Annotated in this window: 13 protein-coding genes; 1 reads left to right on the top strand and 12 read right to left on the bottom strand. The window is 44.3% G+C overall.

Annotation, left to right across the window (positions count from 1 at the left end; translation table 11 throughout):
• Position 1 precedes the first annotated feature (1 nt).
• The 10 genes from rsmB to BAE31_RS04280 all read right to left on the bottom strand — a co-directional run bounded on the left by rsmB (position 2) and on the right by BAE31_RS04280 (position 11,340).
• On the bottom strand, positions 2-1,345 hold the full coding sequence (gene rsmB / locus BAE31_RS04325) for a 16S rRNA (cytosine(967)-C(5))-methyltransferase RsmB (protein ID WP_076839546.1): 1,344 nt from the start codon (positions 1,343-1,345) through the stop codon (positions 2-4).
• Positions 1,332-2,285, bottom strand: a complete 954-nt coding sequence (fmt, locus tag BAE31_RS04320; RefSeq protein ID WP_076839545.1) for a methionyl-tRNA formyltransferase — start codon at positions 2,283-2,285, stop codon at positions 1,332-1,334. The genes rsmB and fmt overlap by 14 nt, the downstream gene beginning before the upstream one ends.
• 5 nt (positions 2,286-2,290) lie before the next feature.
• Entirely contained in the window at positions 2,291-2,773 is a 483-nt protein-coding gene (def, locus tag BAE31_RS04315; RefSeq protein ID WP_076839543.1) for a peptide deformylase, read from the bottom strand.
• Between the two features lie 15 nt (positions 2,774-2,788).
• Positions 2,789-5,197, bottom strand: a complete 2,409-nt coding sequence (gene priA / locus BAE31_RS04310; RefSeq protein WP_076839542.1) for a primosomal protein N' — start codon at positions 5,195-5,197, stop codon at positions 2,789-2,791.
• Positions 5,194-6,411, bottom strand: a complete 1,218-nt coding sequence (gene coaBC, locus BAE31_RS04305) for a bifunctional phosphopantothenoylcysteine decarboxylase/phosphopantothenate--cysteine ligase CoaBC (protein ID WP_076839540.1) — start codon at positions 6,409-6,411, stop codon at positions 5,194-5,196. Before coaBC ends, priA begins: the two co-directional genes overlap by 4 nt.
• A gap of 117 nt (positions 6,412-6,528) precedes the next feature.
• Positions 6,529-6,732, bottom strand: coding sequence for a DNA-directed RNA polymerase subunit omega (gene rpoZ / locus BAE31_RS04300; protein ID WP_003211647.1), 204 nt, complete (start codon positions 6,730-6,732; stop codon positions 6,529-6,531).
• 3 nt (positions 6,733-6,735) lie between these two features.
• A complete protein-coding gene (gmk, locus tag BAE31_RS04295; RefSeq protein ID WP_024424214.1) occupies positions 6,736-7,350 on the bottom strand; it encodes a guanylate kinase in 615 nt (204 codons plus the stop codon).
• A gap of 9 nt (positions 7,351-7,359) precedes the next feature.
• Positions 7,360-7,629: an extracellular matrix/biofilm regulator RemA gene (gene remA, locus BAE31_RS04290; protein WP_008344898.1), complete on the bottom strand. Its 270-nt coding sequence runs from the start codon at positions 7,627-7,629 to the stop codon at positions 7,360-7,362.
• A gap of 76 nt (positions 7,630-7,705) precedes the next feature.
• Positions 7,706-8,581, bottom strand: a complete 876-nt coding sequence (locus tag BAE31_RS04285) for a YicC/YloC family endoribonuclease (protein WP_034281735.1) — start codon at positions 8,579-8,581, stop codon at positions 7,706-7,708.
• Between the two features lie 83 nt (positions 8,582-8,664).
• The gene (locus BAE31_RS04280; protein WP_076839538.1) at positions 8,665-11,340 is read right to left on the bottom strand and encodes a calcium-translocating P-type ATPase, SERCA-type; all 2,676 of its coding nucleotides are present in this window, start codon (positions 11,338-11,340) and stop codon (positions 8,665-8,667) included.
• 165 nt (positions 11,341-11,505) lie between these two features.
• On the opposite strand from BAE31_RS04280, the gene BAE31_RS04275 reads away from it, so the two are divergent.
• Positions 11,506-13,215, top strand: coding sequence for an Rqc2 family fibronectin-binding protein (locus BAE31_RS04275; RefSeq protein WP_076839537.1), 1,710 nt, complete (start codon positions 11,506-11,508; stop codon positions 13,213-13,215).
• A gap of 38 nt (positions 13,216-13,253) precedes the next feature.
• On the opposite strand, the gene BAE31_RS04270 is transcribed toward BAE31_RS04275, so the two are convergent.
• Positions 13,254-13,757: an NAD(P)-dependent oxidoreductase gene (locus BAE31_RS04270; protein WP_041108931.1), complete on the bottom strand. Its 504-nt coding sequence runs from the start codon at positions 13,755-13,757 to the stop codon at positions 13,254-13,256.
• On the bottom strand, positions 13,738-14,523 hold the full coding sequence (locus tag BAE31_RS04265) for a sirohydrochlorin chelatase (protein ID WP_041108930.1): 786 nt from the start codon (positions 14,521-14,523) through the stop codon (positions 13,738-13,740). Before BAE31_RS04265 ends, BAE31_RS04270 begins: the two co-directional genes overlap by 20 nt.
• Between the last annotated feature and the right edge of the window lie 2 nt (positions 14,524-14,525).

The following is a 14,525-nucleotide window of genomic DNA, read 5'->3' as shown; positions in this document are numbered from 1 at the left end:
TTTATCCCTTCTTTCTCATGCTGCAAATAAAGAAACCATCTGTTCCGAAATAATGAGGAAGAATTTGTACACTTCCGTTTTGAACAAACGGAGCAACCTGCTCAGGCAGCCGTTCATTAAGAGATAGATCGGGTTCGAAGTCTTGGTGTTCTTGTAAAAACGCATGAATCACTTGTTGATTTTCTGTTGGGTCCATTGTACATGTACTGTATACAAGGGTTCCGCCCGGTTTTAAAAGCGGGGCCGCTTCCTTTAAAATGGCCTGTTGGATAGCCGCAAGCTTTGCTGAGTCTTCTTTAGACTTTGTATATTTCATATCTGGTTTTCGTCTAATGACGCCAAAACCGGAACACGGTGCATCAATGAGAATACGGTCAAACGAAGCTTCGCTGTAATAGTCTGCCGCTTTCCTTGCATCAAGTGCTTTTGCCTCAATGTGAGTAAGGTTCAGACGTTTTGCTGCTTGTTTGATGAGTTTCACTTTGTGTTCATGTAAATCAAGAGAAACAATTTTGCCCTCATCATTCATACGTTCTGCAATATGTGTTGATTTTCCGCCAGGAGCCGCACAGGCGTCAAGCACTGTTTCTCCCGGCTGAGGGTCGAGCGCTCTTGCGACAAGCATCGAGCTTTCATCTTGTATCGTCACATAGCCTTCTTGAAAAGAAGGGGTTGAGACGATGGACCCTTTCATGAGCTTAAGTGCATCTTCAGATAAGTCGCCAAGCTCCGTTTCGATGCCTGCATCCATTAGTTTTTGCTGCAGTGCCGTGCGGTCAGTTTTCATTCGATTGACACGAAGGGTTTGCTTTGGCGGGACTAAATGAATGCGGCACATGCTTTCTGCCGCTTCAAACCCGTACGCCTGAACCCACTCCTGCACAAGCCATAATGGGTGGCTTGTCTCAATGGACAGCCGCTTTACGGGATCTTTGATTGCATCAAATGCCGGAACGCCTTCTCTTTGCACAGAACGAAGAACACCGTTCACAAGTGAAGAAATGCCTTTGTGCCCGCGCTTTTTCGTTAGCTCGACCGCTTCATGAATGGCTGCACGATCTGGTATTTTTTCAAGGTACACCATTTGATAAAGAGACATCCGCAAAAGCTGCATCACCCATGGAGCGACCTTTTGCGGTTTTTTTACAAAGGGCGTCAGCATATAATCTAATGCCAGTTTATTTTGCAGTGTACCATATACAAGCTCTGTTAACAGCGGTTTGTCCTGATCAGCTAAGTCTTTATCTTTCATGACTGACTGCAACAGCAAATTACTGTAAGCTTGATTTTGTTCGAGTTTGATTAAAGCGTCCAGCGTTACTTCTCTCACATTACTTTTCTTCATTCATTAACCCTAATTTCTGTCCAATTTCGATATTTGCGCCTCTTAAGAAGTCTTCGCCGCTCATTTTTTTCTTACCAGCTGGCTGCACACCTGTTAATAAAAGGCCTTGCTCATTCCCCGTTCCAATGACCGGACCTTCTTTTTGAAGTTCAATCACTTTCCCTGGTTCTTCTTGAACTTGGAGCGGAACCTTTTTCGCTTCCCATACTTTTAGATGAGCGCCGTTCCATTCAGTATAGGCAACTGGCCAAGGATTTAGCCCGCGAACTTGGTTGTAAAGCTCTTCACCGGTTTTTGTCCAGTCTAACCTTTCTTGCTCCCGCTTAATATTTGGTGCGTATGTGGCCGCTTCTTCATTTTGCGGAATCGGAGAAATAGACCCGCTCAGAACATTTGGCACCGTATCTTTTAACAGTGCGGCACCAGCTGCACTTAATTTATCATGCAATGTTCCGACATTGTCTAATTCATCGATTTCTACTTCTACTTTACTGATCATGTCACCTGCATCAAGTCTTTCCACCATGTACATGATGGTAACGCCTGTTTTCTTTTTGCCTTGAAGGATCGCATAATGGATCGGCGCGCCGCCTCTTAGTTCTGGCAGAAGCGAGGCATGAACATTGATACAGCCAAACTTAGGTTCATCGAGTAATCGCTTTGGTAAGATTTGTCCAAATGCCGCTGTGACAATTAAATCCGGCTGTAATGCAAGCACCTTATCAATTTCTTCATCAAGGCGCACCTTTTCAGGCTGCAACACAGGAATGCCGTGCTTTAAGGCTTCCACTTTTACAGGAGGCGGTGTGAGCACTCGTTTTCTTCCTTTCGGGCGGTCTGGCTGCGTGACGACCCCTACCACTTCGTATCCTTCTGTTATCAGTGTTTGCAGCACAGGTACTGAGAAATCAGGGGTTCCCATAAATACGATACGTGCCATTTTCTTCACCCTTCCATTTCCGCAAGTTCTTTTTCTGTATAAGTTTCAATGATTTTTGACGTAAATAAAATGCCGTCTAAATGATCAATTTCGTGCAATAAAGCTCTTGCTAAAAATCCGTCTGCTTCTATTGTAAATGGTTTGCCTTTCTTATCAAAGGCTTTTACCTTCACATAGTTCGGTCTCTCTACAGTGCCGTATAAAGTTGGAAAGCTCAGGCAGCCTTCAATATCTGTCTGGCTTCCTTCTACTTCAAGCACCTCGGGGTTCACTAAATCAATTCTGCCAGATTCTTCTCCGATATCTACAACAGCGATTCTTTTTGAAATACCGATTTGTGGTGCTGCTAGTCCAACTCCATCCAGCTCAAGCATTGTATCATACATATCATCCAGCAGTTTTTTAAGCTTTTTATCGAACGTCTCGACACGCTCTGTCTTTTGTTCAAGCACTTCTGCCGGATGTATGACTATTGGTTTTACTGCCACTTACAGCCCTCCGTTTTACATCATCATGTATGGATTCATATCTATTGAAATCATCAATTGTTTTTGTTCCATTTCCTTTTGATAATGGTCTTGTATTTTCCGTAATAAACTTGTCAGTTCATTTTCCCTTTTGTATTTTATCACGCATTGATACCGATATCTATCTTTGATCTTAGCGATTGGCGATGCGGCCGGACCAAGGATTCGAGTATTCGGTGCACAGTTCATTTTTAGGAACTGGACAATTTGATCAGTGACATGTGCTGCCTTCGTCACTTCTTCGTGTGACACTGTCACCATCGCCAAAAAGTAATATGGCGGATAGGACTGGTGGCGGCGATGCAGCATCTCCTGTTCATAAAAGGCTTCGTAGTCATGCTGCTTCGTTAATTCAATACTATAGTGAGAAGGGGTATACGATTGAATAATAACCGAGCCCGCTTTTTCATGGCGCCCTGCCCTGCCGCTGACCTGCGTGAGAAGCTGAAATGTTTTTTCACTTGAACGAAAATCAGGGATGTGAAGGGATGTATCCGCACTGAGAACACCAACAAGTGTGACATCTGGGAAATCCAGCCCTTTTGCAATCATCTGCGTCCCGAGCAAAATGTCCGCTTCTTTATTGCCAAAAGACGTAAGAAGCTTTTCGTGAGCACCTTTTCGAGACGTTGTATCCACATCCATTCGGATCACACGCGCCTCAGGCAATACCTTTGTCAGTTCTTCTTCTACTCGCTGCGTGCCAGTTCCAAAATAGCGAATATGCTCACTGTGGCATTCTGGACATTCAGAAGGTACTGGAGCTTCGTGACCACAATAATGGCACTTCAGCCGTTTTTGATAGCGGTGATAGGTGAGAGAAATTTCGCAATGAGGACATTGCTCCACATATCCGCAATCACGGCACATCACAAAGGATGAATAGCCTCTTTTGTTCAGAAATAAAACGGCTTGTTCTTTTCTTTCAAGCACTTCCTTTAACCTGATCATTAATTCTTCTGAGAACATGGAGCGGTTTCCATTTCTTAGTTCTTCTCTCATATCAATTAACGAAACGTGCGGCAGCTGCTGCTGGTTGACGCGGTGCTTGAGCGGCAGCAATGTATAGACGCCTTTTTTCGCACGTGCATAGGTTTCAAGTGAAGGTGTTGCACTGCCTAATACGACTGGACATTGATGCCGCACTGCTCGTTCAATGGCGACATCCTTGGCATGGTAACGAGGCATTTCTTCTTGTTTATAAGAGGATTCGTGCTCTTCATCTATAATAATCATGCCTAAATTTTCAAATGGAGCGAAAACAGCAGATCTTGCGCCAACGACAAGCTTGACTTCCTTGCGATGAATCTTCCGCCATTCATCATATTTTTCTCCTGTCGATAAGCCGCTATGAAGAACAGCCACATTTGAGCCAAATCGTTCTTTAAATCGCTGCACCATTTGAGGGGTTAATGAAATTTCAGGAACTAAAACGATCGCTTCTTTCCCTTTTTGAAGAACATGATCAATTGTCTGCAAGTAAATCTCCGTTTTGCCGCTTCCTGTCACTCCGTGCAGCAAAAAGGTTTCGTGCTGATCCTCACTGACTGCTTGATGTATATGTTTTGCCGCCTCTCTTTGCTCAGGCGTGAGATCAAGTGATGCAGATGGTGTAAACTCCCGGTCACGGTAAGGATCTCGATAGACCTCTTCATAGCTTTCTGTTAACAGCCCTTCTTGAATAAAGGTTTTAAGCGTTTGAGAACTCGCGCCTGTTTGCTGCTGCAAGTCTTTCGCTAAAAAGGTTGTCTCTCCCGCTTGAAGCAAGTAAGAGATCAGTGCCTTTTGTTTTACCGCATTTTTCTTTAGCTGCTGCTGTTTTTCTTCAAGTTTTTCTTTCGATACAGCCAGCTGGAGCATGCGGACCTTTTTCTTTCCAGATTTTTGCGAGACATGGTATCTCACCTCTAGATGACCTTTTTGGACATGTTTTTGAATCTGTTTTAATTGTTCAGCCGGGATGTCAGCATAAAGAATGCTCTCTCGCTGACCGAAAAGCTCTTTCAATGACTGCGGAAGTTCTTCCTCTGATAGCACCTGTATTTCTTTTTCATACTTTGCCTTCATGGCTGCGGGCAGCATCGATTGAAGTGCCGTAATATGATAGGACAATGTTTTTTCCGTCAGCCAGTGGGAAAGCTCCAATAGCTCATCTGTCAGAACAGGTGATAAATCAAATAAATCGACTATCTCTTTGATGCTTCCTGACTTGATGTCTGTTTCCTCTTTGACTTTTGTCACAAACCCTTGAATCTTCCGCGGGCCAAAGGGAACGACCACCCTCATCCCCGCTTTGACGAGATCTTTGAATCGATCTGGTACACGGTAATCAAATGGCCGGTCAATGGCTTTCGTTGTGACATCTACGATGACTTCAGCAATCATGCGCGATCACGCTCTTTTGGAAGCAGCAGTATTGCCTCCTTTAAAATTTCAAAGGCGAGGTCTTTTTTGCTCATCATTGGCAGCTCTTTTTTCGTTCCATCTGCTTTGATGATCGCTGCCACATTTGTATCTGTGCCAAAGCCTGCCCCTTCTTTAGTGACGTTATTAGCCACAATCATATCTAGATTCTTGGATTCAATTTTCTTTTTCGCATAATATTCTACATCCTGCGTTTCAGCTGCAAATCCGACCAGCACTTGATGCTCTTTTCTTTTCCCCAGCTCTTTTAAAATATCTTTTGTCCGGGTGAATTCAATGTCCAGAGCGCCGTCCTGTTTTTTCATTTTATGAGCATATGTCGTGACAGGGGTGTAATCGGCGACAGCTGCTGATTTAATGACAAGATCAGCTTCTCCGTATACATCTAGCGCAGCTTGATACATCTCTTCAGCTGATTCAACGTGCACTACATGTACATCGTCAGGTTCAGTTAAAGAAACAGGCCCAGAAATCAGCGTCACATCTGCCCCCATTTGCTGAGCAGCCTCTGCAATCGCATAGCCCATTTTTCCACTAGAACGGTTTGTAAAGAACCGGACAGGATCGATGACTTCACGAGTAGGACCTGCTGTCACCACAACTTTTTTACCAGAGAGCGGTAAGCTTTTTGGCTCTTCAAAAAAGGCCCGGATGTGTTCCACAATTTTTTCAGGCTCTTCTAGTCGCCCTTTTCCAATGTACCCGCAGGCTAAATAACCTTCACTTGGCTCAATAAACCGGTAGCCGTCTTCATATAATGTGCGAATGTTCCGTTTGACAGCCGGGTGATCATACATATGCACATTCATCGCTGGTGCGATCCATACAGGCGCTGTTGAAGCAAGCAAAGTCGTCGTAAGCATATCATCTGCAAGTCCAGCGGCCATTTTACCAATCGTATGTGCTGTTGCAGGGGCAACAAGAATGAGATCGGCCCAGTCAGCTACGTCAATATGCGCAATGACTCTTGGATTGTTTTCTTTGAATGTATCTACATATACCTCATGTCGAGACAGAGCTTGGAAGGTAAGCGGAGACACAAACTCACGAGCAGATTCCGTCATAATCACTCTGACATTTGCGCCTGCTTGTACGAGTTTACTAGTAAGTGCTGCTGCTTTATATACGGCAATTCCTCCGCTGACACCGAGCAAAATATTTTTTGACTGTAACATTTGTTTGTCCCCCTTAACGGCCTTTTTCACAAATTCGTCTACAATTCAAAAAAGTCAAAACCAATCATAGTTTTGACTTTTTTGAACGTATCGTATCTGCATTGCAGAAGCGATGTGTTATTCTTGATCCTCTTTTTCAAATGTCAAAAGACCAGCGTCGATTTCTTCTAGTGCTTTGCCTACGAATTTGTAAGACTTTGTGTTTTCAATCTGCTGATCTTGATGGATCTGCATTTCACGTGCACGGCGTGCCGACACTGTTACAAGTGTGTATTTTGAATCAAGTTTGTTCATCAATGAGTCAATTGAAGGATCTAACATGGTTTATTCTACCCCCAGCATTTTTTTATATCTTGGTGCGACTCTGTCTCTGCGCAGGTGTTCTGCAAGGACGATCGCTTTGATTCTTTCACAAGCAAGCTCGACATCATCGTTTTCAACGACATAGTCGTAAGCATCCATCATTTCAATTTCTTCTTTCGCAGCGGCCATTCGGTTTCGAATGAGCTCCTCAGACTCTGTACCGCGTGTAATAATACGGTTTTGAAGTTCTGAAAGACTAGGCGGTGCAAGGAAAATAAAAAGACCTTCTGGGAATGCTTCTCTTACTTGAAGTGCACCTTGCACTTCAATTTCAAGGAAAACATCTTTTCCTTCGCTTAATGTCTGTTCTACATAGTCAACAGGCGTGCCGTAGTAATTCCCGACGTACTCTGCCCATTCTAACAGCTTTTTGTTTTCAATCATATGTTCAAATTCTTCCCTGGTTTTAAAGAAATAATCGACACCATTTCTTTCACCTTCACGCGGTTTGCGTGTCGTCACAGAAATAGAGTATTCAAATTTCGTATCTTCCTGGGAGAAAATGGCTTGTCTGACCGTTCCTTTTCCAACTCCCGAAGGTCCAGAGAGAACGATTAAAAGTCCTCTTTCTTTCATAATGGCGTATTACCCCTGCCCTTCATCTATGATTTCTTCTTTTACAGAAAGTCTTTGCGCGACAGTCTCAGGCTGAACGGCAGATAAGATGACATGGTCACTGTCCATAATGACAACAGCACGGGTTCTTCTTCCGTATGTAGCATCTATGAGCATGCCTCGATCTCTTGCGTCTTGTATCATTCGTTTAATCGGTGCTGATTCCGGACTGACGATCGAAATCATCCGATTCGCTGAAATGATGTTTCCAAATCCGATATTGATCAACTTTATGGTCATCTTCTTTCGTCCCCCTGTAATATAAACGTCTCTAGTCTCGCCGAAAGAGACGCACTGTAAACAGCATACACAATGACTATTCTATATTTTGCACTTGTTCTTTTATTTTTTCAATAGCACTTTTCATTTCAACCACCAGCTTTGTTAAATGGTGATGGTTCGCTTTTGATCCAATAGTGTTCACTTCACGGTTGAGCTCCTGTACAAGGAAGTCAAGTTTTCGGCCGGCAGCACCGCCTTGCAGCAAGATTTGCTGAAACTGCTGAAAATGACTTTTCAGTCTCGTAATCTCTTCTGTAATGTCACACCGGTCAGCAAAGATGGCAGCCTCTGTCGTTAGTCTGCTCTCGTCAAGCGCCTCTCCGATCCATTCTTGCAATCGCTGATTCAATCGTTCTTTGTACTGACTCACAACCTCTGGTGCAAAGACTTTGATTTCTTCTGTATAGGCCTCTAGTTCAGAAAGCCTCAGTTCACAGTCTTTTTGAAGTGATGCTCCCTCTTGCTCTCTCATGAAGCAAAGCTCCTTGACAGCAGCCTCGCAAGCTTCCATCAGCAGCTGCTCTAACTGTTCATTTCGGCTGGCTGACTCTTCCACCTGAACGGCAAGCTCCAGCCCCAATAAGTCATGTGCATGCTGAATGCCTGAAATGTGATAGCGTTCTTCGAGGTCTTTTGCGGCTTTCATGTATTCATCAAGCAGCGGCCAGTCGATCTGTAAGGACCGGCTTGCTAGTTTACCGCCTTCAATCGTGACAAACAGCTCAATTCTACCGCGCTGCACGTGACGAAGAATGATTTTTTTTAATGTATCTTCGAAATATAAAAGCGGCCTCGGCAAACGGGCATGAACCTCTTTAAAACGGTGATTGACCGATTTTAGCTCAACTGACACTGTCAGTTCTCCATCCGTTTTACTCGCTTGGCCGAATCCCGTCATACTGCGTATCATGTCAAAACACCCAATTCTTTCATATTAATAAAATGAAAAAGGTAATAGCAGACACTATTACCTCAAAATTATACCATAATCAATTATTTTTTTCTTGTCAAAAGTGATCCTGCCAGTAAAAAAGTTGGCAGTGCAGACATCCCGATGATCAGCAGCCAATCAATTGGTGCAACCGCGACCGTTTTGAAAATCGGCTGAAGCGGCGGGTAATAAATGACCACAAACATGAGCAAAAGTGATGACAAAACCGCACCGATCAAATAAAGGTTCCCAAATGGATTACGTTCAAAAATGGACCGTTCACTGCGGCAGTCAAATACATGAATGAGCTGCGCCAAAACAAGCGTACTAAATGCGACAGTCTGTGCATATTGCAGGTTGTTTGGATCGCGGTGATACACAAATATAAATGCCAAAAGGGTCGCAAGTCCGATGAGGAAGCCTCTTGAAATGACCTTCCAGCCAAGCCCTCTAGCAAAAATGCCCTCTTTCACATTCCGCGGCTTTCTCTTCATGACATCGCCTTCTGGCTTATCCATGCCAAGTGCCATAGCCGGCAGACCATCTGTGACAAGGTTGACCCATAAGATTTGTATAGGAACGAGCGGAAGCGGAAGCGCGAGGAGCATCGCAAACAGCATGACCAAAATTTCTCCGACATTTGATGCCAGCAAATAACGGACAAACTTACGAATGTTTTCATAAATATTCCGGCCTTCTTTAATGGCGGATTTAATGGTCGCAAAGTTATCGTCAAGTAAAATAAGAGATGACGCTTCTTTGGCTACGTCTGTTCCAGTGATGCCCATGGAAATGCCGATATCTGCTTGTTTAATGGCAGGCGCATCATTGACCCCGTCACCTGTCATCGCCACAACATGCCCATTTTTTTGATAGGCTTTGACAATTCTCAGTTTATGCTCAGGGGAAACCCGGGCAAAGACGTATACATTTTCAGCCGTTTGCTCAAGCTCTTTGTCGCTCATCTGATCAAGCGCTTTTCCGTCGAGCACCTGTCCTTGCTTCGGTAAAAGGCTCAAGTCTTTGGCGATCGCTTTGGCCGTTTCGACGTGGTCGCCTGTAATCATGACCGTTTTAATCCCGGCATCCCGGCACTCTTTAATCGCTCGTCTGACTTCAGGACGCGGTGGATCGATCATGCCCTCTAACCCGATCAATGTTAAATCGGTTTCAGCCTGCTTTACAGAGGTGATTTTGTCTGTCAGACTGACTTTTTTATACGCAATGGCAATGGTTCTAAGCGCCTGTCTTGCCAACCCTTGAATTGCAGCTTCTGTTTCTTGCCTGTGAGTCGCTGAAAAAGAAGCTGTGCGTCCGCCGTGCATGATATGACTTGAACGGTTCATTAGTACATCCGGCGCACCTTTTGCAATGACATACCGCTCTTTTTGATTCGTTTCAACGACGACTGACATCATCTTTCTTTCTGAATCAAAAGGAAACTCCTCAATGACATGAAATCCAGCTTCAATGAATTGCTCTGTAAAACCCGCTTTACGTGCTGCGGTAAGAAGCGCCCCCTCTGTCGGATCGCCATCAAGCCTCATCTCTCCGTCTTTTTCAACGATGGTCGATGTATTACACAGCGCCCCGTATAATAACACCTTTTGCAGGCTTGGGTGATTGTCGGCATGGACGATTTCTCCGTTTAAGGTAAAGTCACCGGATGGCTCGTAGCCTGTGCCAGAAATATTCCACGTTTTCCCCTCTGCCCATACATGGGTCACGGTCATTTTATTTTGCGTCATCGTTCCTGTCTTATCTGAGCAAATGATTGACGCGCAGCCGAGTGTTTCCACCGCGGGGAGCTTTCTGACAATCGATTTTTGTTTGATCATCCGCTGCACCCCTAGGGAAAGTGCGACAGTGACGATCGCCGGCAGTCCTTCTGGAATCGCCGCAACAGCAAGAGATACTCCCGCTAGGAACATATGATACAATTCATGCCCTTGCACAACACCGAGAACCACTACGAGCACCGTTAAAAATAAAGCAGCCACAATCAGAATTTTCCCAAGCTGCTCGAGACGCCTTTGCAGCGGCGTTTCCATATTACCTGCTGCATCCAGCATACCGGCAATTTGTCCCATTGCCGTATTCATTCCTGTACCAATGACAACCCCTACGCCGCTTCCTCTAGTAACAAGCGTCCCCATAAAGGCCATGTTCGTCAAATCTCCAAGCGAGACATGGCTGCTTGAAAGAGGACTTGCGTGTTTGACTGCTGGGATGGACTCGCCAGTGAGAGCGGACTCCTCAATTTCTAAGCTCTTTGTTTCTAGTAATCTAATATCCGCCCCAATCCGGTCTCCGCTCGAAAATTTCACAATATCCCCTGGCACGAGATGTTTAGACGGGATCTTAACCCATTCATTATTTCTCCTTGCATATACATGCGGAGTTGATAATTCTTTTAACGCTTGAAGGGATTTTTCCGCCCGGCGCTCTTGATAAAAGCCGAGTACACCATTAATTAAAACAATGGCTACAATCGCAACAGCATCAATGTATTCTCCTAAAAAGGCAGAAATGATTGTTGCTGCAAGCAAGATTAACACCATGAAATCTTTAAACTGTGCTAAAAAAATGATCAGAGCCGACGCCTTTTTTCCTTCCTGCAATTCATTTGGCCCGTGTTTTTCAAGCCGCTTTTGTACATCTTTTTCTGACAGTCCGTCACCTATCGATGTATTCATTGTTTTTAATAAATCGGTTTGGTTCAGTTCATGCCAATTCATTTGACCTCGTCCACTCCTCTTTTGTTCTCTCTCATATGCAGTGTTCTATAAGCCAGTTTATTCAGACTCGTCCTAAATCATGCTATAATAATAAGACTGCCTAAAGAACGAGAAAACAGAAGGTTCTTTCAGTAGATTTGTGTGAAAGAAGAGGGTGTATCCAACATGTCATTTGACGGCATTTTTACATATGGTATGACAAATGAATTGCAAGAGACATTAACTGGCGGGAGGATTTCAAAAATCCATCAGCCATATAAGCACGAGCTGATTTTTCATATTCGGGCAAACGGGAAAAATCATAAGCTCCTTTTATCGGCTCATCCGAGCTATGCGAGAGTGCAGCTCACTGAGCATCAATACGACAATCCAAGCGAACCGCCAATGTTTTGTATGCTCCTCAGAAAGCATCTTGAGGGCGGCTTCATTGAACGTTTTGAACAGATTGGGTTTGACCGGGTGATCGTGCTTCATGTGAGAAGCCGAAATGAAATTGGCGATGAGCAGACGCGTAAGCTTTACATAGAAATCATGGGACGTCATAGTAATTTCATTCTCGTAGAGGATGGAACGCAGCAGATCATTGATGGCTTGAAACACCTTTCTCCATCTGTGAACAGCTATCGAACGGTGCTCCCTGGTCATGAATACCTTCTGCCGCCTGCGCAGCAAAAATTGAATCCTTTTGACGTGACAAAGGATGATATTTTGAAGCATTTACGCTTTCAAGAAGGAAAGATCGCAAATCAAATTGTCGATACCTTCTCTGGGGTTTCCCCGCTGTTTGCAAAGGAAGCAGTACACCGGGCCGGCCTTGCCAATCAAGAAACGATTCCAAATACACTGCTCGACATGTTCCAGCTCATTCGCATGCATTCCTTTACACCGCAGCTCACAAGAAAAGACGGAAAAGAGTATTTCTATTTATTAGAGCTTCAGCATGTCCATGGTGAGATGAAGACATTCGACTCACTCAGCCAGCTGCTTGACCGCTTTTATTTTGGAAAAGCTGAGAGAGATAGAGTCAAACAGCAGGCAGCGGACCTTGAACGGTTTGTCGTCAATGAAAAAAAGAAAAATGAAAACAAGCTGAAAAAGCTAAAAAGAACCCTTGAAGAATCTCAAGATGCACACAAATATCAGCTCTATGGCGAATTGTTAACAGCCAATTTATATGCGATTAAAAAAGGGGATAAAGAAGCGACTGTTATCAATTATTACGATGAAGACGGCGGAGAAATCACGATTCCGCTCAAAACAAACAAAACCCCTTCTGAAAATGCCCAGGCATATTTTACAAAATATCAAAAGGCAAAAAATGCTGTAGAAGCTGTAAATGAACAAATTAAGCGGACACATGAAGAAATTGCTTATTTTGAAGAGCTGATTCAGCAGCTGTCCTCTGCTTCACCGAAGGATTTAGAGGAAATGAGAGAAGAGCTTGTGGAAGGAAAATATTTGCGCGCCAAACAAAAGCGTCTCGCCAAAAAGAAAAAACCGGCGGCCATTCGGCTCGAAACGTATGAATCGTCCCAAGGCATACCAATTTTAGTCGGAAAAAACAACAAACAAAACGAGTATTTGACTACAAAGGCAGCTGCTCGTGATGATATTTGGCTGCATACAAAGGATATTCCTGGATCACATGTCGTCATCCGCCACCAAGCACCTGATGAACAAACGCTGCTTGAAGCGGCTCAAATTGCCGCCTATTTTTCAAAGGCAAAAGAGTCCAGCTCCGTACCTGTCGACTATACAAAAATCCGGCATGTGAAAAAACCAAACGGAGTAAAGCCTGGCTTTGTTACGTATGATCAGCAGCAAACATTATTTGTCACGCCTGACGAAGATCTTGTGCTCAAGCTGAGAAAATAAATAAAAAAGCCGATAAAATCGAGGGTCAGCCCCCGATTTTATCGGCTTTTTCTTTGTCGTTTTTTTCTTTCGATGTAAAGGGCATCAAGTGCGTCAATATCCTCTTCTTCAAGCAAGGATTCAATTGCCGCAGCCAGCTGTTTTGTCCGGGCGGGGCTTGCACCGCTTGTAGAGACTGAAATCGTCACTTTTCCTGCTTTGACAACCTTCGGCACCATCACATTACCGAGCTCAGATTGGCTCACACAATTCACGAGCTGGTGAGGCTGTGCTGTTTGTGCAATCCATTCATTTACCGAAGGGTCGTTTGTCGCAGCTACAATAAAAAACGCATCCTTCAAATCTTCAGCGCCCACCTTCTTTTCCTTCCAATTCAATGCGTATGTATCAATGAGGCACGCCATCTCTTCAGAAAGATCAGGACTCACAACAGTTATATGGCAAGACTCCGTACATAATGTCTTTGCTCTTCTTAATGCAACAGATCCGCCGCCGGCGATGACCACTTGTTTATTGGTTAAATCAAGATGGACTGGAAGCATGGCTTTCTCCTCGGAAACGAAACGCATCGTCTTTGTTTAAAATGGTTTCTTGCACGCGTTCAATATAAGCCGCTTTGACATGCGGATGAAAGCCAATATACCGGCATACCCGGACATCTTTCAGCCGCTTTCTCGCCTGAGCGGCTTCACTTTCAATTTCTTTCATTAAAATCCCCGTAAACAGTAAGTAAGGAACGAGATAAACAGGCCCATCGTCATCTTCTGATAACTGCGCGAGAACATCTCGATAATTTGGCTCACATGCTGTAATAAAACACGGAAGAACCTCTGCATGAGGAAGCAGATTTCGGACATCGTCTGCAATACCAAACACATCTCGCTTCACATCCGGATCAGAGCTCCCGCGGCCAATTAAAAGAATCCGCGCGCGCTCGCCTTGATATCCTGCTTCTTCAATTCTTGCGGCAACCGCTTTTGTTACTTCTTGATTCACGCCGATCGGCTTTCCATATGTGACCTTCACTTGCGGGAAACGCGCGCGCACTTTCTCAATTTCGACCGGGATATCCGATTTGGCATGCATGGCAGTTAAAAGGAGGAGCGGGACGATGGCAATGTGTGTCGCTCCTTTTTTCACACAGGCCTCAAATCCTTCTTCTATAGAAGGGTCCGTCAGCTCTAAAAAACAAATTTCTTGTATATCTGCTTTCACTAACGGCATACAGCTTTTCATAAAAGAAATGGCCTTATCTTGTGCTTCTTTTACTCGGCTTCCATGCCCAACATAAAGGACAGCTTGTTTCATGC

The sequence above is a fragment of the Bacillus sp. I-2 genome, assembly GCF_001974945.1.
Taxonomy (GTDB): Bacteria; Bacillota; Bacilli; order Bacillales; family Bacillaceae; genus Bacillus; species Bacillus safensis.
This window is presented reverse-complemented; position numbering and strand designations above follow the sequence as displayed.

Excerpts from the sequence above, each read along its gene's own strand:
- gmk (WP_024424214.1), bottom strand. The coding sequence starts at position 7,350 with ATGAAAGAAAGAGGACTTTTAATCGTTCTCTCTGGACCTTCGGGAGTT.
- BAE31_RS04275 (WP_076839537.1), top strand. The coding sequence starts at position 11,506 with ATGTCATTTGACGGCATTTTTACATATGGTATGACAAATGAATTGCAA.
- BAE31_RS04280 (WP_076839538.1), bottom strand. The coding sequence starts at position 11,340 with ATGAATTGGCATGAACTGAACCAAACCGATTTATTAAAAACAATGAAT.
- BAE31_RS04270 (WP_041108931.1), bottom strand. The coding sequence starts at position 13,757 with ATGCTTCCAGTCCATCTTGATTTAACCAATAAACAAGTGGTCATCGCC.
- rsmB (WP_076839546.1), bottom strand. The coding sequence starts at position 1,345 with ATGAAGAAAAGTAATGTGAGAGAAGTAACGCTGGACGCTTTAATCAAA.
- coaBC (WP_076839540.1), bottom strand. The coding sequence starts at position 6,411 with ATGTTACAGTCAAAAAATATTTTGCTCGGTGTCAGCGGAGGAATTGCC.
- fmt (WP_076839545.1), bottom strand. The coding sequence starts at position 2,285 with ATGGCACGTATCGTATTTATGGGAACCCCTGATTTCTCAGTACCTGTG.
- BAE31_RS04285 (WP_034281735.1), bottom strand. The coding sequence starts at position 8,581 with ATGATACGCAGTATGACGGGATTCGGCCAAGCGAGTAAAACGGATGGA.
- priA (WP_076839542.1), bottom strand. The coding sequence starts at position 5,197 with ATGATTGCTGAAGTCATCGTAGATGTCACAACGAAAGCCATTGACCGG.
- BAE31_RS04265 (WP_041108930.1), bottom strand. The coding sequence starts at position 14,523 with ATGAAACAAGCTGTCCTTTATGTTGGGCATGGAAGCCGAGTAAAAGAA.
- remA (WP_008344898.1), bottom strand. The coding sequence starts at position 7,629 with ATGACCATAAAGTTGATCAATATCGGATTTGGAAACATCATTTCAGCG.
- rpoZ (WP_003211647.1), bottom strand. The coding sequence starts at position 6,732 with ATGTTAGATCCTTCAATTGACTCATTGATGAACAAACTTGATTCAAAA.